Raw genomic sequence first — 20,263 nt, 5'->3', positions numbered from 1 at the left:
ATTTGTTGTGCAATCAATCCTTCCTACGTTTAGAACGTCACATTCATGCCAAAAATGAAGCTTTTAGTAGATGGCGTCGTAAGGCGAATATTCAAGTTTCTGCCTGAAATATTACCTGGGCCACCGCCCACTAAACCATTAGAACCTTGTCCGCTTGGTTCAGGGTCTATCCCTCCTGCCTGAACATAAGGCGAGAATAAAATAAACGGATTGCTAGCAGTAAAGTAAAGTTTTACTGATGATGCTTTGATTACTTTCAACAAAGATGCTGGCAAATTATACCCAAGATTAATACTTCTTACTTTCAGGAAAGTAGCGTCAAAATAACCCAATGTCGACCATGCCGCACCTACAGGACTAGGGTTAGCCACTGCTGGCGTTGGGAATGAATTAGTCGGGTTGTCGGGCGTCCAATAATCAACGGCTAATTGGTTTCTACGTCCGTCTAAGTTGGTTAAATAATTCGATAATGGCTGGTGAACAGTACTCACTAACGTTCCGCCTACACGTGTAAATAAAACGATTGATAAATCGACGCCTTTATAAGAAAAACGGTTGGTCAAACCACCCTGAAAATCTGCCTGTCCGCTACCGATTACGCTTCTGTCTACATCCGTAATTTTTCCGTCATTGTTCAAATCAGCCAATTTCAATTGTCCCGGCACTGAGCCATATTTAGCAGCTTGTTCGGCTTCGTTCAATTGCCAGATACCCAACTTAGTATAGTCATAAATGGCAGTCAACGGATGCCCAACATATAAACCATTGGCAATGTTTTGCGTAACCGAACCGTCTAGTTTTTCTAATTTATTACGGTTGAACGAAAGGTTGAAATCTGTATTCCAAGTAAAACCTTGTGCCGTTTTTACATTCACTGACGATACCGAGAATTCCATCCCGTGGTTACTCATTTCTCCTACGTTGGTCAAATACTGTCCTGTTACCCCCGTTGTCGCAGGCAAGGTCACTCCGTATAAAATACCTTTAGTATATTGATGATACCATTCTACGCTACCCGTAATGCGGTTGTCTAAAATCCCAAAATCAACCCCTACGTTTTTACCTTCTGTGCTTTCCCAAGTAAGGTTTTGGTCAGGCAACGTATTGATGTTATATCCTGATACGACTGTCGAACCGAAGTTGTACTTAATCGGTACTGTTTGCGAACCTTGGTATAAATATGGCACTACGCCCCCTAGCGTAGAGTATGGCCCGATAGACTGGTTAGCAGTTGTTCCCCAACCTGCACGTAATTTCAGACTGGCGATGACAGGAATCTCTTTCATAAACTCTTCGTTAGCAATGTTCCATCCTACAGATACCGCAGGGTAAAACAATGTTTTGTGACCATCTGCCAACACCGAAGAGGCATCTCTCCTACCCGTAAGGGTTAGTAAATATTTGTCATCATAAGCATAGTTTATACGTGCCATCATCGAAATCATCCCTCTTGATGACTCGCTACCGCTGATAACAGTATTGGCTTTGGCCTCGTCTGTTACTTGTGATAGGTCGTAAAACTGGATAAAATCAGCGGCGATACCTTCTCTCTTGATATAAGTATTGTATGATTGAGACTTTTGAACACTCCACAAACCTGTGAAATTCAATTTGTGCTTTTTAGCGATTGTTTTGTCATAGTATAATAAATGTTCCATCAATAATGACGAAGCCTTTGCATTGTTCATGCTTCCCAAACTATTGGCATTGGGTCTGAAATAGCTATCTCCTTTTTGGAATTGAGCGTTCTCTTGAAAACTTAAATCAACCCCAATATTTATACGATATTTTAATCCTTCTGCCAACTGAGCTTCGGCATACAAGCTATTGAAGGTACGCAAGCGACGTACTCTATCTACCCAAGAATTGGTATCTCTGTACAACAACAATGGGTTGTACTGGTTTACGTCATCATTATTACCTGCTGGCGAAATCACGATATTGCCGTTGGCATCATAAGGTTGCATCAACGGACTTAGCGTAAGAATCGGATACATTGGGTTTACAAACTGTGAACCATTGGTAGTAGTAAGCGTAGTGAGCGAGCTAATCCCAAATTTCAGGATGCGTCCTATTTTAGTATCTGTTGAACCTTTCACCGTAAAACGTTCAAAATCCTGACCTGGCAATACAGTACTTTCCTTGAAATATCCTCCGCCAATGGTGAATAGATTTTCATCTTTTCCACCTGACACACTGATGTTTTGGTCGGTGATATAGCCGTTTTTATACATCAAATCTTGCCAGTCGGTAGTTTTGCCACTAGCGATAGAGGCTATTTCTCCAGGCATATAGCCCGAAGAGTATACCGAGATATTACGGGTAGCTTGGTATTGTTCGGCATTATAAACAGGGTATTTATTGATAATACTGCTTACGCCATAATAGCCATTATACGTAATTTTTGTTTCCCCAGATTTCCCTCTTTTAGTCGTAATCAAAATAACACCATTCGCACCCCTAGAACCATAAATAGCCGTAGCCGAAGCATCTTTGAGGACATCGATTGAGGCAATGTCGTTGTTATTAATATCATTCAAGCCACCATCAAACGGGATACCATCTAATACAATCAGCGGGTCGTTGCTACCGTTGATAGAACGCTCACCACGGATACGAATCTGATTGCCCGACCCTGGGGTTGAGCCTGCTCGCTGAATTTCTAAACCTGCTACTCGTCCTTGTAAGGCAGAACCAATGTTGGAGGTTGGTACTTCTTTGATGGCTTTTTCGTTGATAGATGAAATCGCCCCTGTTACGTCACTCTTCTTTTGCGTTCCATATCCTACTACTACCACCTCTGCCAAAGATTTGTTGTCTGGAACTAACGAAATGTTGATGGATGTACGGCTTCCTACCGCAGTTTCCTGAGTAATATAACCAACAGAACTAAACACCAAAACAACATCGCTACCATCGGGAAAGCTAATCGAGAACTCTCCATTTCCGTTGGTGCTTACACCTTTTTTAGTTCCTTTAATTAATACATTAGCCCCCGGTAATCCTGCACCTGTCTCGTCAGTTACTTTCCCTTTTACGGTTTGGTCTTTGATGGGTTGTGCTACCACGTTTGCTTCCGACAAAGCCTTGTCTTCTTCATCTACTGTATTGATAATTATCTGTCCTCCAACCACTTGGTAGTTCAACATCAACGGACGCAACACCATATCTAATACTTCAGAAAGCTTTTTGTCGGTAACGTGTACACTCATTTTTCGGTCAAGCTGAACCGAGCGAGAACTATAAACAAACTTTACATCTGCTTCTTTTTCAAGGTTGAGCAATACATTTTTGAAAGCTGCATTGTCAACTTTTAGGCTCACTGTACGGTTGAGAAGCTCCTGTGTATAGACATTCGCTACGGATAGCGAAGAGAAAACACATGCCAGAAACAACTGTAGCAAAGAATATTTCATAATCCTTAGCAAGGGAGGTTTAATTTTTTGAATTTTTTGCATACTTTTACTTGTTTTTGTTAAATTTTGAACGGTTTGACATAACACTTTTGGCTATCAGTGTTGGCGCACGGGTAGCCTTTTTTTGTCCAAAGTCTTTACTACTTCAGACGCTTGTAATCAATTTGGCATCTACTTTATGAAAGGTAATATTCACTATATGTATATTTAAATGGTTAAGTATTCTGCTTTAACACCCTTTCCCACTAATCAGAATCTTCGTTCCACGTATCTCATAACTGGCTTTGAGGGTGGCACAAATAATATCTAATTTGGTATAAAGGCTACTCTGCGACAGGTCGGCAGTAATAGGGCAATTATTAATTTGCTCGTTTTCTAGGATAATCTCAATGCCGTATGCCTTGCCGATTTCATCCAAGACTGTTGCTACTGACTGCTCGTCATACACAAAAGTGGGCAGTGTAATCGCTACTTGCTTATGGTGTATATCTGGTAATATCAATACTGGCTCCTTTACAATTCTGGTAACAAACACCTGATTTTCAGGGAAATAATCTACTTGTTGGTTAGGCGTCAGAATTACACCACTCTTGGTATTGGCTGAAATATAATCCGCCTTTGAGTCACGTTTAAATACCGAAACCTTACCCGTTACCACTGCTATTTCTACCTTTTTGTCGGGCGACTGTGCATTTATCCAAAAGCTAGTACCTAATACTTTCGTTACGATATCATTGGCATATACCAAAAACGGCTGTTCTGGATTTCGCACTACTTCAAAAAATGCTGTGCCTGTCAGGAAAAGCTCTCTTTTGTCGCTTGCCCATTGTTTAGGATATTCAATAGATGCCCCAGCGTTCAGTTTCACAATCGTGCCGTCGGGTAGTTTCACTAATTTTTGGGTTTGCCCTTTGTTATCAACGTGTACTAAGCCAGCCTTTGGCAAAGTTGCTGAGGACGTCAGGGCATCTGTAGGCGAAATGATAGGCGACTGTAACATCACCCAAGCACCGATGCCCACGAGCAAAACCAACGAAGCAGCCCAAGCCCATTTTACGGGTGACTGATACCACACTTTGCGTACTACTACCACAGGAGCTTGTTCAGCCATTTGTGGTTTTATTTTCTCCCAAATCACCTCTTCCAACGAAGCCATATCCATATTTGGAAAAAGGACTCTATAATCCTCATCCAGCAGTTCATACCACTGCTCAACAATCTTTTTCTCTTGAGCATTACAAGTACCGCTGAGGTATCTTTCTAAGATTTCTTTAAATTGGATTTTGCTCATCTGTTTGTAAGGAATATTTCCTCGCTTCACCAAGCTGAAGGAGGCTGTTATATATAAGTCAGGAAAATGGTACTTAACCGCAATTAAATATTCATTTTCTATTAATATTTATATAAAAAGGCACATTAATTAAAAAAGTTCTTTTTATAGTACAATAAAAATTGGAGAATGCAAATACCTTGCGAAAGGAAGAAGTCTTGCAGGTGCAAGCGTAAAAAGCGTAGCGACTGGGTAATATGGTATTCAATGGTACGCTCAGGGATTTGGAGCGTTGCAGCAATTTCTTTCACCGTTCTGTTTTCCAAACGGTTCAACACAAAGATATCTCGGGTTTTTTCGGGCAGTAATTGCACCGCAGCAGACAAGGCTCTTTCAAAATCTTCAAGGTCGAGCTGGTCGCTAGTGCTTTGGTTGGTGGGTATTTCTAAAAATTCAATTTGGGTTTGTAATTCTGCTTTATAAGCCGATATTACTTTAAATCTGGTAGCGGTTTGCAGATAGGCTGGCACATTCGTAATCTGAAGACTAGCCCTGCGTTCCCATAAGTCTACAAAAATTTCCTGTACAATTTCTTTAGACAAATCATCATCCTGTGTTTTGTTGAGGGCGGTAACAAATAGCTTTTGCCAATATCTACGATACAATACCTCGAATGCGGAGGAATCATCATTTCTAATTAAATCAATGAGCTCGTTATCTGTTAATACGCTATTTTCCAAAGATAAAATAAGGGTTTGTGTGTACGCTCAACAAAGAGTTGGTTAGGCTAATTTCCGATAAATCGACTGTTGATATCCTTTCGACAATCGACATTGGGCGTAAAAGTACAGTTACAAACTTATATAAAACAAGATTTTATTGATTTATTTATATTTGAGAAGTGTGGGTTTGGGTACGCTGATTACTGATGGCATGACTTGAAGTCATGCCATCAGTTGAGCAATTCCACCACCGTGGTCTGTGGCACACAAACCACAAAGCTAAATGCTGATAGCGTTGGTTTTTACAAATCAAAATAGTCAGGTGTTGTGTTCTGTGTGCCACAGACCACGGTGGTAGTGCCACAGAACACGGTTTGAAAACGTAGGGGCGTATTGCATACGCCCACAAACAAATGGCCCTTAAAACAAAGCAAATACGGTCTTTAAAACAAAGTTGTCTGGTTCAGCAATAGCTAATTTTGTATCAATCAAACAAAAAAAAAAATGAGACTAGACAACCATACAACATTACAAAAACCGATAGGCTCGGGCTTTAATGCAACATCTACCACACACGACGTTATCAAAGGAATAGACCTTACAGGAAAAATTGCCATCGTTACGGGTGGCTATGCAGGCATTGGTCTGGAAACGACCAAAACCTTGGTATCCGCAGGGGCGACCGTAATTGTGCCTGCTCGGGATAGGGCAAAAGCCCTCAAAAATCTGGAGAATATCCCTCATGTTGAAGTAACGACAATGGATTTGATGAACCCCGATTCGATTGATTTATTTGCGAAAGAATTTATCGCTTCGGGCAGACCGCTTCATCTGCTTATCAATAATGCGGGTATCATGTGGGTTCCTTTGCAACGCGACAGCCGTGGATATGAATCACAGCTAGCTACCAATCATTTAGGACATTATCAGTTGACGGCAAGGCTTTGGTCTGCCTTAAAAAAAGCCGACGGCGCTAGGGTGATTAATGTGTCCTCTTACGGACATCAAATGGCTCCTTTCAATTTTGACGACCCTAATTTCCAACACCGTGAATACGAAACATTACAAGGCTACGGACAATCTAAAACGGCCAATAACCTGTTTACCGTTGGGCTTGACCAACTGGGCGAGCAATTCAATATTCATTCTTTTGCCGTGCATCCTGGGTCTGTCATTGGTACAGATTTAGGGCGTGTAGCTCCGATGGAATTGTTTCAGCAAATGGGCACACACGATGCCGACGGAAACATCTTTGAAGCTGTTGCAGCAAAACTAAAAAATACTGAACAAGGCGCAGCCACCACGGTATGGTGTGCTACAAGTGCTTTTTTAAACAATATAGGCGGATTATATTGTGAAAATTGCGACATTGCAGTCATTGATGAGGGACAAATTGAACACAACTTTGGCGACCCTCTTACCCTTCATGGCGTAAAGCCCTATTCAATCGATACCGCTGATGCACAAAGATTATGGGCTTTAAGTGAGGCAATGACAGGGGTAGTTTTTGAGCATTAATGAACATTTGATTTCGGTGATACCATATCAGTCAAAAGTTTTTTTGGCTGATATGGTATTTTATAAAATTGCAACAAACATGGCATTTCAAACACATTACCTGACCCCAGACATCAAGCTTTCACAATTCGGTGAAGGTACTTTCAAAACGGAAACTGTTTTTGAACACCACATGTTGATATGGTTTATTTCTGGCGAAACCAAGATTGTACAGGCCGATAGTACGCATTACTTTGGTGCAGGTGACATCTTTTTAATCCCACGCAATCAGCCGACTACGATTATTAATTATCCCTTAAATGGGCAACCACACAAAGCCGTTGCCATGCATTTAACCAAAGAAAGGCTCAAGGATTTTTATCATAGAAACAAGCCTTTTACTAACCATCTGCCAAAGCCACAAAACGTTCGGAGTTTCAATAAACACCCTTTGTTAGAAAGTTGCCTTGCATCATTAATTCCCTATTTTGATTTAAAAGATGCCCTACCTCACAATATTGCCAACATTAAAATTGAGGAGGCCATCACTATTCTGCGGACTATCGACATCAGCATAGATACCCTACTCGCCAATTTTGAAGAACCGGGCAAAATCAACTTGTCGGATTACATGGAGAAAAACTTCATGTTTAATATGACGATGGAAAAATTCGGCTACCTGACAGGACGAAGTCTTACGACGTTCAAGCGTGACTTTAAAAAGACCTACAATACAACTCCACAAAAATGGCTTACCCAAAAACGATTAGCACTAGCCCATTATCTGCTGAGTGAAAAGAAGAAAAACCCTGTTGACTTATACCTTGAGGTAGGGTTTGAAAACTTATCTCATTTCTCCTTTGCCTTCAAAAAACACTTTGGATATGCCCCTACGGCGGTAACTCGTCTTGGTCATGCATGAATTGAAGGCAATGATTAGGCGGCCTTTTATTTTCAATAACGCTAGGGCTAACATATAGCAGCAACTGAGATTTCACTGAAAGAATCAGGCGTTGATAAACAGCCAATTGTCCTTTAACGACTTCAGCACATAAAGAAAAAACACCATGCAACGACTTGACGTTCAAGTATTTTCTAATAAAAACAAGATAAGATGGGAGAATCAGGCAGGCAAATATCAAAATAATATTGGCAATATATTTTTTCATTTTTGTAGGGTGTAGTTAATTTGTTCAGCTTAAAAAACAATGTAAATTTTAGCAAAAAACTCGGGGGGCACCAGTTTGTAAAACTTTTATAAAAATAGCGATTTTTTCTTAAAAAACAAAACACTATTGCCTTATTTTTTTAAGAGATTTTTACAGTAAAAATCATTATCATCAATCAATAAAAAAATCAACAACATCAATTTTCTTTATTATTGTTGTTGTTATTGTTTTTAAGGTTTAATAGTTTTCTATTGTTTTATTATACTAGCTTTGCTTCTGCAGTGCTTTGGTATTTGCTCCTGCAGTGCTGTAGCCTTTTTTACCACAGCACTGCAGGAGCAAATACCAAAGCAAAAAAAATAGGTTAGCAACGTGTTTTCTTGTAATAAAGTGCTTTAAAATTCAAGACATGACTATAAAATACTTGGTAAAAACCATAAGTCTAACCAAGTCGTACCCTGAATAAACGATAGGAAAAATATTTGTGTGAAAACTCATGACATGACTGCCAAATATTTGTCAAAAACCATAGAATTGGCAAAGTCATGCCATGAGTGATTGTAACAAAATACATTAACCTCACCCCCAACCCCTCTCCTTCAGAGAGGGGAGCTTTAAGCTTGATAATCTGCTCCCCTTCTCTGAAGGAGAAGGGGCTGGGGGATGAGGTTTTATTCATTGATTATCAATTACTTATGCACTTATGGCTAATCAATAGGACTTAAGTCACCCGCTAATGAAAAGATTAGCCCTTAATAATCTCATTTCCTAAAGGTTCTTTTATTAAAAATTAGCCCTAAATCCCCTAACGCTTATATTATACGCATACTAATTAATGACAAAAAATCAATAAAAAACGTTGTATATCTCCCGAAAAATAGGTAACTGTCTGATAAGTTCAGACACCATCACATCATCTTTTGTCATGATTTTATTCAGACAATGCTTCCTGCTATTAGCAACATCTACCTATTTTTACCATCGGTTAAATCATCCTGTGAAAAGTAAAATCATAGTCTTTGAGCAATTCAAGCCCCTAAAAAACCATCATTTTTTCCATATCATTTCATTTTCTCTTGAATTACTAACATTCTCCAAGACTATTCACTAATTTTGCGGTTAATTTAAAAGAGACTGTCTGAAGCATTACTTCGGACAAACCAAATTCCGATTTTATAATGACTTCCAAAGAAATACGCAAACAGTTTTTAGACTTCTTTCAATCTAAAGGTCACTTAATTGTTCCTTCAGCTCCTCTTGTTGCCAAAAACGACCCTACCTTGATGTTTAACAACTCAGGGATGGCTCAGTTCAAAGACTTTTTCTTGGGTAATGGTACGCCTCCGTCAAAGCGTATTGCCGATACACAAAAATGTTTGCGTGTGTCTGGTAAACACAATGATTTAGAAGACGTTGGGTTTGATACCTATCACCACACCATGTTTGAAATGTTGGGAAACTGGTCGTTTGGGGATTATTTCAAGAAAGAAGCCTTGGCGTGGTCTTGGGAATTATTGACGGAGGTATTCAAATTGCCAAAAGATAGAATTTATGTTTCTGTGTTTCAAGGTGACGAAAAAGACGGCGTGCCTTTCGACCAAGAAGCGTGGGACATTTGGGCATCAATGGTGGGCGAAGACCGTATTATCTTAGGAAATAAAAAAGATAACTTCTGGGAAATGGGCGATACTGGCCCATGTGGACCATGTTCTGAAATCCACATTGACTTACGTGATGCGGTCGAAGTAGCCAAAAAATCTGGAAAAGAATTAGTCAATGCCGACCACCCACAAGTGGTAGAAATCTGGAACAACGTATTTATGCAGTTTGAACGCATGGCGGATGGTTCATTGGTTTCGTTACCTGCCAAGCACGTAGATACAGGCATGGGCTTTGAGCGTTTGTGTATGGCAATTCAAGGCAAACAATCGAATTATGATACAGATGTGTTCTCTAATACCATCAATTTTGTAGCGGCAAAAGCAGGCAAAAAATACGGTGATGCGAAGTGGGAAGACATTGCACTAAGAGTAATTGCTGACCATATTCGTGCGATTGCTTTTGCGATTGCGGACGGACAGTTGCCTTCAAACAACAAAGCGGGTTATGTAATCCGTAGAATCTTGCGTCGTGCGGTTCGTTATGGTTATACTTATTTAGGTTTCCGTGAGCCATTTATGCACAGCATCATTCCATTGTTGGCTGAACAATTTGATGGCGTTTTCCCTGAATTAATCGCTCAACAAGAATTTGTAGAAAGAGTAATTTTAGAAGAAGAAAATTCTTTCTTGCGTACGTTGGAAACAGGGTTGACGAGATTGGATAAAATCATTGCTGAAACAGAGGAAAACGGAAGAATTGCAGGAGAAATCGTATTTGAATTAAACGATACCTTCGGTTTTCCTTCTGATTTAACTGCCTTGATTGCGCGTGAAAATGGTTTATCAATCGACGAAGAAGGCTATAAAATAGCCCTACAAGCACAAAAAGATCGTTCTCGTAAGGATTCATCGAAAGAAGCTACCGACTGGACGATTGTTTCAGACGAAGATTTTGACTTTGAATTTGTAGGTTATGACGAAACGGAAGCATCGGCAAACCTTATCAAATACCGTAAAGTAAAAACAAAAACAGGAAGCGAATACCATATCGTGTTAGATAAAACGCCTTTCTACGCAGAAATGGGTGGACAAGTGGGAGACTCTGGAGTGTTGGAGTTAGGAGTGCCGAGTGAGGAGTTATTAACGGTAAAAATTTCGGATACTAAAAAGGAAAACGATTTGTTTATCCATATTTCTACGGATAAAAACTTCGAGAAATTTGTTGAACAATATGCTACTAATAAAAACTTAGTAGCCAAAATAGATACGGCTCGTAGAAGTAAAATTACTTCAAACCATACGGCTACGCACTTGATGCTTTCGGCCATGCGCGAGGTATTAGGTTCGCATATTTCACAAAAAGGATCATATCAAAACGAAGACCTTACTCGTTTCGACTTCTCGCACTTCTCGAAAGTGACGGATGAAGAATTGACGAAAATTGAGGACATCGTCAATGCTAAAATCAGAGCAAACATCGCTTTGGATGAAAAACGCAATGTACCTATCAAAGAAGCAGTTGCCGCAGGAGCAACGGCTACATTTGGAGAAAAATATGGAGATTTTGTTCGTGTCATTACGTTTGACCCTAATTTCTCGGTAGAACTTTGTGGTGGTACACACGTGCCAGCAACTGGGCAAATCGGTTTGTTCAAATTCGTAGCAGAAAGTTCTGTTTCGGCAGGTGTTCGTCGTGTAGAAGCCTATACGGGTGAAAATGCGTTGGCAATGTTTGAAGAACAATTGGCGATTGTGAACGAATTAAAAGGTTTATTCAAAGGGCAATCAGACGTCGTAAAAGCCGTGAAAGCTTTGCTAGAAGAGAAAGCTGTTTTAAGTAAAAAGATAGAAGCCTTTGAAGGTGAAAAATTACAGGCTATCAAAGAAACTTTATTGACGAAAGTACAAGTAGTTGGCGAGGTAAATGTCATTGCTGAGGTGATTTCAGTACCAAGTGCCGATGCGTTGAAGCAATTAGCGTATGAATTAAAAGCTAAAGTGGATAATTTGTATTGCGTATTAGGGTCGGAAGTAGCAGGCAAACCACAACTAGCAGTCATGATTGCCGATAATTTGGTAGCTGATAAAGGACTAAACGCTGGGCAAATCATCCGTGATATGGCTAAAGAAGTAAAAGGTGGTGGCGGTGGTCAGCCATTCTTTGCAACGGCTGGTGGTTCAGATGTATCAGGATTAGCGAAGGCTATTGAGAAAGGGAGAAGTGCTGTTTAGTTATAAGCTTTAAGCATTGAGTGATGAGCTTTTCTTCTATTTCTTGAAAATGATTAGTAATTAAATAAGATAAAAGACCTGTGAGAAAAACCCTTGCTGTTTAAGCAAACAGTCACTTAAGTAACTCGTTAATTATCAGAAAATTACCCCATAAATTTGTCGTTTATTTAAACCAGATGTTTTAAATTACACACAAATGGCAGAATTTGTAGAGAAATATATTAATCCTTTTACCGACTACGGTTTCAAGAAATTGTTTGGCGAGGAGCTAAACAAAGACTTGTTATTGGATTTTCTGAACGAATTATTAAAAGAAGAGCAAGGACAAATCACAGCGTTAAACTATCTAAAAACTGAAAATCTTGGTCTGACAGAATTAGATAGAAAAGCCATTTTTGATTTGTATTGTGAAAATGAACGTGGAGAGAAATTTATCGTGGAGCTACAAAAGACTAAACAGAATTTCTTTAAAGATAGAACAGTTTACTATTCAACTTTTCCAATCAGAGAGCAAGCTAAACGAGCAGATTGGAATTATGAATTAAAGGCTGTTTATACCATTGCCATTCTTGATTTTGTTTTCGATGCAGATAAAAATGAACCCAATAAATTTAGGTATGATGTAAAGTTGAAAGACACAGAAACAAATAAAGTATTTTATGACAAGTTGACTTTCATCTACTTAGAAATGCCTAAGTTCAAGAAAACAATTGATGAATTAGAGACGAGATTTGATAAATGGTTGTATGTAATTAGTAACCTAAATAAGCTAGATAGAGTCCCAGATAGTTTGCGAGAACAAATTTTCGAGAAAGTATTTGAAACCGCAGAAATAGCGAAGTTTACACAAGAGCAAGTATTATCTTATGAAGATAGCTTGAAGTATTACAGAGATTTAAAGAACTCATTGGATACTGCCAGAGAGGAAGGAGAAATCGAAGGGATGCTGAAAGGGATATTAGAAGGTAAGCTAGAAGTAGCTCGTAACATGCTTTCTTTAGGAATTTCAATCGAAACAATTATTCAGGCTACAGGTCTTTCTGAACAGGAAATCAATGATTTAAAGTAATGTTTGACAGATATTAATCTCCAAGACCTAAAAGGTTTATAAACTTTTTAGGTCTTTTTCATTGTTTTATTTACAGAGGTTAAACCTAAACCGTGGTCTGTGGCACACAGAACACAATACTTGAGTATGTTAGTTTATAAAATCATCGATATGAACATTTGCTTTGTGTTCTGTGTGCCACAGACCACGGTTTAGTTAATATTTTCTATTAGCTGGTGACTTAAGTCCTACTGATTACCCATAAGTATATAATTAGCTGATAATCAAAGTGTAATAACCTCACCCCCAGCCCCTCTCCTTCAGAGAGGGGAGCTTTAAGACCCAGAGTCTGCTCCCCTTCTCTGAAGGAGAAGGGGCTGAGGGATGAGGTCATTATAAGTTGATTATCAATTGTTTATCAACTTGTGGGTAATCCATTAACCCTTAGTTTTATTTACTTCAACCACCCTTGTCTTTCAAATCTCAAATACTTCCCAATCAGGCTACTACCGCCATTGAACAAATGAATTTGTTGGGTCGTGACCGTAAACCTTTTCTTTTCATCATCGATTATGAGATGAAAAAGCCGATTGTATTGCCCCTTGAGGAAGCTGAAAAAGAAGACATTTTGTATAAAATCGGCACGAAACGTAATTTCAATATTGACAAACCTTTACTTGAAAAACCTTTCTATTTAGAAAAATATCCGATTAGTTTTCAAGCCTATCAACAGTCATTTGACATCGTAAAACATCATTTGTTACGAGGCAACAGCTTTCTGGTAAACCTGACCAAGCCCACTCCTATCAAAGTAAATTTGAATTTGAAGGAAATTTTTGAACGTAGTTCAGCCGAATATCAATTGTTTTTCAAGGATGAATTTGTGCTTTTTTCTCCCGAAATCTTTGTAAAAATAAAGGACGGTATTATTTCTTCTCATCCTATGAAAGGTACAATTTCTGCGAATGTTCCGAATGCAGAAGCAGAGATATTGAAAAACAAAAAGGAACTTGCAGAACATGCTACTATCGTAGATTTAATCAGAAATGATATCAGTATGGTGTCAGAAAAAGTGTGGGTAGAACGCTTTCGGTATATTAGTAAAGTACAAACTTCTGAGGGAGATTTATTACAAGTAAGCTCGGAGATTTGTGGAAAATTGCCTGACAACTTTCATGAACAAATCGGGACTTTATTATTCAAATTATTACCTGCGGGGTCTATTTGTGGTGCTCCTAAAGCCCAAACATTAGCAATTATCGAAGAAGCCGAAAACTATCAGAGAGGGTATTATACAGGGGTATTTGGTATCTTTGATGGCGAAAACTTAGATAGTGCCGTCATGATTCGTTTTATCGAAAAAACAGCCAACCAAACGCTTATCTTTAAAAGTGGTGGAGGAATTACGGTTTTTTCGGAAACCGAATCAGAGTATCAGGAAATGATTGACAAAGTGTATCTCACTTCAAAACAATAGTCTTGTGTGGAAAGAAGCCATTTATCATGTATTGAATAACCATCAGATTTCTTTTGAAACAAAGACATTAGCCTCTCCTTTTGAAGTAATTTACCTGACTGAACATCAATTATTCATCCATTTTATTTCACTACAGACCTTTCAAACGACTGAACTAAGCTTTGAGTTCTTCAAAGATTTATCTGAAGATATACAAAGCCAACACCAAAGAATTATCCACCTTTGGGAAGACGTCTGGAACAGTAATCCCGACTTAGTAAGTGCCAGAATTTTGGCCATGTGTGGACATTCAAAACGCTTGAATGCAAGACATTGCTTTGTAGAAAGGATAGATAATCCAACGGCAGAAGCATTTTTAAATGCAAACCATTTACAGGGGTCAGTCAAGTCGAAGTTCAAATATGGCTTATTTCTGAAAGCTCAGTACCTTGAAAAATTCATTGAACCAACCATTATTCAACACCCAAATCAGCCTTTGTTGATTGCAGTTGCTACGTTTAGTGCAGGAAGGGCTATGAAATATGGTGAGCGGGCAGGTACTCGTTCTTATGAATTGCTCCGCTTTGCTACGCTCAAAAAACATCATGTAGTGGGCGGAATGGACAAACTGCTAAAGGCTTTTATCAACGAACATGAGCCAGACGATGTGATGTCATACGCCGATAGAGATTGGTCGGATGGAAGAAGCTATGAGACCTTGGGCTTTCAGAAAGTGGAAAGCACGGATGCCCAACAGTTTTGGCTAGATACACAGGAAAGCAAAAGATTTGGTATTAATCAGGAGCAAGATTTGACTGAACGAGGTTTTATTCAGATATTTAATGCAGGAAGTATTAAATACATCAAGACGATTGAGCATAATAAAGCCACTATAAACAACGATTTTCAACAAACCTAAGTAGCGATGATAGATAGAGTTCATGAGCAAGTGATGGCGCAGTATGGGGAACAATTACGTGTAAGAGTATGCGGTATTTGTGTGCAAGATGATAAAATTTTGATGATAAACCATAAGGGTGTGATTGAAAATGCGGCTTTTTGGTGCCCACCAGGGGGAGGATTACAGTATGGTGAAAATGTGATAGAAGGGATAAAACGTGAGTTTTTAGAGGAAACTTTCACAGAGGTTTCCATAGAACATTTTATGTTTGTCAGCGAATTTATAGAGACGCCACTTCATGCTATTGAGTTATTCTTTAAAGTCAATCTTGAGAAAGGGAAGGTAGAAAAAGGCTTTGACCCTGAATTAAAAGAGCAAATTATTCAAGAAGTAAAATGGCTTAGTTTTGAAGAGATTAAAGCGAAACCTGCGAGAGAGGTACATAGGGTGTTCTCTTTCTGTAATTCTTTGGAGGAACTTTTGAATACTAAGGGAATGATTTAGGGTTTATGAGTTAAAAGTATATGAGTTTAGGGTTTAGGAGTTTAAGGGTTTAACCTTAACCCGTGGTATGTGTGCCACAGACCACGGGTTGGAAGTTTATGAGTTAAAAGTATATGAGTTTCTGCCTTTGTTGGTGTTTTCACCAACAAATCGGGCGTAAGCAATAAGCATAATGTGTTGCTGACGCTAGTTTGTTGGAGATAACTCCAACAAAGGCAGAAGGTCTCAACTATACGGATGAGGTTTTAAGCCTTATTCCTAGCGAGGGACTTAAGTCCCTCGCTAGGAATAAATATAAACGTATTTGGTAGCTAAACTCATCAACTCAATCTACACTTTCATATCTTCTAATTTCTTACTCGCTTCGCGTTGTCTTACGTATTGGTCTACCCAATAAATCAAGCCAATCGCAACGACCATCGAGCCAATCACAGTATAGCCCAAAGTGTCATAATGGTCTAAAATACCGTTAGGTTGTTGAACAACAATCAACCCTGCGATAAAAGAGGCAACACCCCCCGAAATTTGTTGAATCGAAGAGTTGATGCTCATAAAAGCACCTCTATCTTTCATCGAAGGAATGGCCGTCATCAAGGCAGAAGATGAAATCATCCGTGCCGAAATCCCTGTAAAAAGGATTACGTTCAATACAATAATTACCCAAAGTGGCGTAATACCTAATTGTGTATAGATACCTACCATGATGATACTGATGATAGAGCCTATCAAAAAAGTATTGAACTTGCCCAATTTATCACTGAGCTTACCAATCATAGGGCCAAAGAAAATAGAGAATATACCCGTAACACCGTACATGATGGGTAGTTCTGATAATTTTAAGCCCAAATTGTTAGTACCATAAGCACTACCAAAAGGCATTAGCATAAATCCACCCGTAGAAAGCAATATCGTTCCAAGGAATGCCCTCAGATAGTGAGGTTCGCTAATGGTTTTGGCAAGGTGTTGGAATGCATTTGAATCACTTTGTATTTTCAAATGCTCGGTAACAGGTTCCATTTTAACAAAAATGACTACTCCTACTACCGCACTCACTCCTACTATCATCCAAAAAGGGGCATGCCAGTCGAAGCTATTAGCCAATAAAAGTCCAATCGGTAAACCCAATACCTGACTTGCCGCAAAGGCCATTTGTACAAAACCCATTACCCTTCCTCGTACTTCTAGTTTGAATAAATCAGAAATAATGGCAAAACCTACAGAGCCAATTACGCCACCAAAAATCCCTGTGAAGATTCGGGCAAATAATAGGAAATTATAGCTCGTTGCCGACGCACAAAGGGCTGTGCCGATGATAAAACCAACATAGAAAAATAATAAGAATTTCTTCCTATCGAACTTGTCGGCAAAACCTGCTGCCAATAAACCAGAAGCCCCAGCACTGAAAGCATAAGCTGACACAACAAAGCCAAATTGAGAAGTAGTGATTTTTAAAGTGGGCATTAAAATAGCCCCTAGAGGCGACAATACCATGAAATCAAGTATTACCGTAAATTGAATAAAGGCTAAAACCGCTATCATGAAAATCTGATAGGGTGTAAAAATTTTTCCTGTGGGTTGTGTCATAATTAATTTATTGAATAATTCTTATGCAAATTAAGTGATATTTATGCGCTTATCTCATGGTCTGAACAATATTGATATTAAATTAATCCCAGAAATATCCTAAATACCATTAATTTTCTGTTGCTCAAGCACTTTGACGCAATTTAACTTAAAATTGACACATTCTACCCTTTGAAAATCAATGCATTACCATACATTTGTTTTATCATTAAACTTCAAAATTTAACTAATATGAAAATTGCAAAAAAAATCCTGCTGGTTGTCGTAATCATCATTGCTGCGTTCTTACTAATTGCATTATTTACTCAAAAAGATTATGTAGTAGTAAGAGAAATCACTATCAACAAGCCTAAAAATGAGGTATTTAACTATGTTAAATATTTGAAAAACCAAAACGACTATAGCGTATGGGCAAAGATGGACCCTGCGATGAAAAAAGAATTTCGAGGGACTGACGGCACCGTAGGGTTTATATCTGCTTGGAAAAGTGATAGTACCGATGTGGGTCAAGGAGAGCAAGAAATCTTGAAAATTATAGAGGGACAAAGATTAGATACAGAGGTAAGATTTATGGAACCTTTTGAATCGACAGCGCCTTCACACATCACGACTGACGCTGTGGGAGCAAACCAAACGAAAGTTACATGGACTTTTGAAGGGCATATGTCCTACCCTATGAATTTGATGATGCTGTTTTATGATATGGAAGCATTGATAGGCAAAGATTTAGAAGATGGACTGAAAAATCTAAAAGTAATACTTGAAAAATAAATTTTAATCAAAAACAAACATGGCAGCAATTAACCCTTATTTAATCTTCAATGGTAACTGCGAAGAAGCTTTTAATTTTTACAAATCGGCATTTGGCGGTGAATTTCCCTATGTAGGAAGATTTAAGGACGCTCCGTCGGATCAGCAAATGTCACCAAGTGATGGCGAGCGAATTATGCACATGTCGTTGCCCATTGGCAAGACTATTTTAATGGGTAGCGATTCATCTACAACGATGGGAGATGTAAGTGCGGGTACAAATTTCTCTATTTCTATCAATGCAGACTCAAAAGAAGAAGCTGATAAATTGTTTGGTGCACTTTCAGAGGGTGGAAAAATAACGATGCCTTTGCAAGATACTTTTTGGGGTTCTTACTTTGGGATGTTTAAGGATAAATTTGGTATTGATTGGATGATTAATCATGATACTAATGAGGAGGCGATTTAATTATACTAGTAACTTTGCTGACGCATAGCTTGTTGGAGAAAACTCCAACAAGGGCAGAAAACGTCTTTATTCCTAGCGAGGGACTTAAGTCCCTCGCTAGGAATAAAGACGTTAAAATTACTCATGCCATTAGCGAATGCTAAAAACTACTCAATCATTTTATTATTCACTTTTACATTTTTCAATGTAAAGCCTTTTACCACGCTTTTGTCAATCGAAGCATTTTTGCTTTCTACGGTAAAGTTTTCAAAACTAAAGTTCGATAACTTGTCATATTCAGAAATGGCTACGTCATAGAAAATATCACATTTTACTTCAATATTTTTCAAGCTCACATGGTCTGAATACGAAAGAGGTACATCTTTACGTCCTTGCAAATCAAAGAATTGTTTCCAAGGTTTTACAAACAACAAACTATGGGCTTGTCCTTTGATGTTCTCTAGGCTGATATATTCATAAAGTTGTGGCGTATCTGGTCGCATCTTCAACCACAATATTCTTGTTGCTTCACTAACGTGACAATTTCGCATGATGATATTACGGTTGTGGATAGCCTCACTACCACAAGTAAGTGCCGAATGACAAAAACCAAACTCGCAATCTTCTATGATAATATTGGTGTTGGCGCCATTGTTTGGTACACGGTCTGCCCACGGACCTTTGCCACCTTTCAATGCGATGGCATCATCATTGACCGACATATAACAGCCTTTGATAAGCACATTATTACAAACATCAATATCGATGGCATCCGTACTAGGGGCTTTAACGGGCTGATAGGGCGAGAAAATATGGACATCCAATACTTTCACATTATTGCATTGATAGTAGTGGCTCGTCCAGAAACCTGAATTATGAAGTTTTACATCTTGCACTTGTACATTATTAGACTTCCAGATAAATACCAGTCGAGGGCGAGAAACCTCTAAGTTGGTACAATTTGGATTTTCTTTACGCCTAGCCCAGAATGCCTCCCAGTAGTGTAAGCCATTGCCATCAATCGTTCCTTTACCAGAAATGGTAAAACCATCTGCTTGGTAGGCATTTACCAAGGCTGTAAAATAATCTAAACTTTGTCCTTCCATTCTTGAAGGCAGTTTAGGATAATCAGCAATATTATCTGACCCTTTCAATACCGCACCTTCTGATACATACAAATGCGTTTTGGGTTTGAAAAACAAAGCACCACTCATAAATGTGCCTTTCGGAATGATGATTACACCTCCGCCTTTTTGGGCTGCTACATCAATTGTTTTCTGGATAAGCTCTGTTTGTACGAGCGTACTATCTTGCTTAACGCCAAAATCGGTAATCACATACGCTTTGCCAAGCTGTGCAAGCGTCACTTTTTTGTTAGTCGTAAACCAGCTCGATATTGGGCTACCATCAGGGAAAGTAGCTTTCGCTGTTTTTTGTGCTACCATTTGCGTGCATCCTAAAAGCGAACACGCCAGTACTAGAATCAGTTTTTTCATGTTAAATATTTATGGATTAACCATCCGCATGATTTAAAACTGCAACTTGATATGATTTAGTGATTATTCCATCCTGTTCCTTAGGGTATAGTAACAACAAGCTAATCGAGATTTTGCTTAAATATTAAATTGAGTTGTTTCTACTAATACTATTTTGCCTTAATAGTAA

At 38.7% G+C, this 20,263-nt stretch carries 16 protein-coding genes; 9 read left to right on the top strand and 7 right to left on the bottom strand.

Annotated elements, in window-relative coordinates; all coding sequences use genetic code 11:
* Positions 1–29: 29 nt before the first annotated feature.
* The 4 genes from AC07N0_RS14375 to AC07N0_RS14360 all read right to left on the bottom strand — a co-directional run bounded on the left by AC07N0_RS14375 (position 30) and on the right by AC07N0_RS14360 (position 5,772).
* Positions 30–3,458, bottom strand: a complete 3,429-nt coding sequence (locus AC07N0_RS14375) for a TonB-dependent receptor (protein WP_494589716.1) — start codon at positions 3,456–3,458, stop codon at positions 30–32.
* A 187-nt stretch (positions 3,459–3,645) separates the two neighbouring features.
* The gene (locus tag AC07N0_RS14370) at positions 3,646–4,707 is read right to left on the bottom strand and encodes a FecR family protein (RefSeq protein ID WP_494589715.1); all 1,062 of its coding nucleotides are present in this window, start codon (positions 4,705–4,707) and stop codon (positions 3,646–3,648) included.
* A gap of 125 nt (positions 4,708–4,832) precedes the next feature.
* A complete protein-coding gene (locus tag AC07N0_RS14365) occupies positions 4,833–5,426 on the bottom strand; it encodes an RNA polymerase sigma factor (RefSeq protein ID WP_494589714.1) in 594 nt (197 codons plus the stop codon).
* Positions 5,427–5,574: 148 nt separating this feature from the next.
* Positions 5,575–5,772 carry a hypothetical protein gene (locus tag AC07N0_RS14360; protein ID WP_494589713.1) on the bottom strand — a complete coding sequence of 66 codons (198 nt, stop codon included), beginning with the start codon at positions 5,770–5,772 and terminating at the stop codon, positions 5,575–5,577.
* A gap of 140 nt (positions 5,773–5,912) precedes the next feature.
* Here AC07N0_RS14360 and AC07N0_RS14355 point away from each other — a divergent pair, with 140 nt between their 5' ends.
* Both AC07N0_RS14355 and AC07N0_RS14350 read left to right on the top strand, forming a co-directional pair.
* Positions 5,913–6,926, top strand: a complete 1,014-nt coding sequence (locus AC07N0_RS14355) for an SDR family NAD(P)-dependent oxidoreductase (RefSeq protein ID WP_494589712.1) — start codon at positions 5,913–5,915, stop codon at positions 6,924–6,926.
* Between the two features lie 79 nt (positions 6,927–7,005).
* On the top strand, positions 7,006–7,827 hold the full coding sequence (locus AC07N0_RS14350) for an AraC family transcriptional regulator (protein ID WP_494589711.1): 822 nt from the start codon (positions 7,006–7,008) through the stop codon (positions 7,825–7,827).
* Here AC07N0_RS14350 and AC07N0_RS14345 read toward each other — a convergent pair.
* Positions 7,796–8,074: a hypothetical protein gene (locus tag AC07N0_RS14345; protein WP_492803466.1), complete on the bottom strand. Its 279-nt coding sequence runs from the start codon at positions 8,072–8,074 to the stop codon at positions 7,796–7,798. The genes AC07N0_RS14350 and AC07N0_RS14345 overlap by 32 nt on opposite strands.
* Before the next feature lie 1,178 nt (positions 8,075–9,252).
* Here AC07N0_RS14345 and alaS point away from each other — a divergent pair.
* From alaS to AC07N0_RS14320, 5 genes are all read left to right on the top strand, one after another.
* On the top strand, positions 9,253–11,907 hold the full coding sequence (alaS, locus tag AC07N0_RS14340; RefSeq protein ID WP_494589710.1) for an alanine--tRNA ligase: 2,655 nt from the start codon (positions 9,253–9,255) through the stop codon (positions 11,905–11,907).
* A gap of 196 nt (positions 11,908–12,103) precedes the next feature.
* Complete coding sequence (locus tag AC07N0_RS14335; RefSeq protein WP_492803462.1) at positions 12,104–12,976, top strand: Rpn family recombination-promoting nuclease/putative transposase; 873 nt, start codon at positions 12,104–12,106, stop codon at positions 12,974–12,976.
* Between the two features lie 448 nt (positions 12,977–13,424).
* A complete protein-coding gene (locus tag AC07N0_RS14330) occupies positions 13,425–14,432 on the top strand; it encodes an aminodeoxychorismate synthase component I (RefSeq protein WP_494589709.1) in 1,008 nt (335 codons plus the stop codon).
* A gap of 4 nt (positions 14,433–14,436) precedes the next feature.
* Positions 14,437–15,330, top strand: a complete 894-nt coding sequence (locus AC07N0_RS14325; RefSeq protein ID WP_494589708.1) for a hypothetical protein — start codon at positions 14,437–14,439, stop codon at positions 15,328–15,330.
* 6 nt (positions 15,331–15,336) lie between these two features.
* Positions 15,337–15,816 (top strand): NUDIX hydrolase, encoded by a 480-nt coding sequence (locus AC07N0_RS14320; RefSeq protein ID WP_323254087.1) that lies wholly within the window; start codon positions 15,337–15,339, stop codon positions 15,814–15,816.
* A 330-nt stretch (positions 15,817–16,146) separates the two neighbouring features.
* Here the strand turns inward: AC07N0_RS14320 and AC07N0_RS14315 are convergent, their stop codons facing one another.
* Entirely contained in the window at positions 16,147–17,400 is a 1,254-nt protein-coding gene (locus AC07N0_RS14315; RefSeq protein ID WP_492803456.1) for an MFS transporter, read from the bottom strand.
* A 231-nt stretch (positions 17,401–17,631) separates the two neighbouring features.
* Here AC07N0_RS14315 and AC07N0_RS14310 point away from each other — a divergent pair, with 231 nt between their 5' ends.
* Positions 17,632–18,171: an SRPBCC family protein gene (locus tag AC07N0_RS14310; RefSeq protein ID WP_494589707.1), complete on the top strand. Its 540-nt coding sequence runs from the start codon at positions 17,632–17,634 to the stop codon at positions 18,169–18,171.
* Between the two features lie 19 nt (positions 18,172–18,190).
* Positions 18,191–18,619 (top strand): VOC family protein, encoded by a 429-nt coding sequence (locus AC07N0_RS14305; RefSeq protein ID WP_494589706.1) that lies wholly within the window; start codon positions 18,191–18,193, stop codon positions 18,617–18,619.
* Between the two features lie 146 nt (positions 18,620–18,765).
* Here AC07N0_RS14305 and AC07N0_RS14300 read toward each other — a convergent pair whose 3' ends face one another.
* Complete coding sequence (locus tag AC07N0_RS14300) at positions 18,766–20,094, bottom strand: rhamnogalacturonidase (RefSeq protein ID WP_494589705.1); 1,329 nt, start codon at positions 20,092–20,094, stop codon at positions 18,766–18,768.
* Positions 20,095–20,263: the final 169 nt, after the last annotated feature.

The sequence above is a fragment of the Arcicella sp. GW821-FHT09D11 genome (assembly GCF_059416265.1).
The sequence above is the reverse complement of the archived record's forward strand: the minus strand, read 5'-3'. Positions and strand labels throughout refer to the sequence as shown.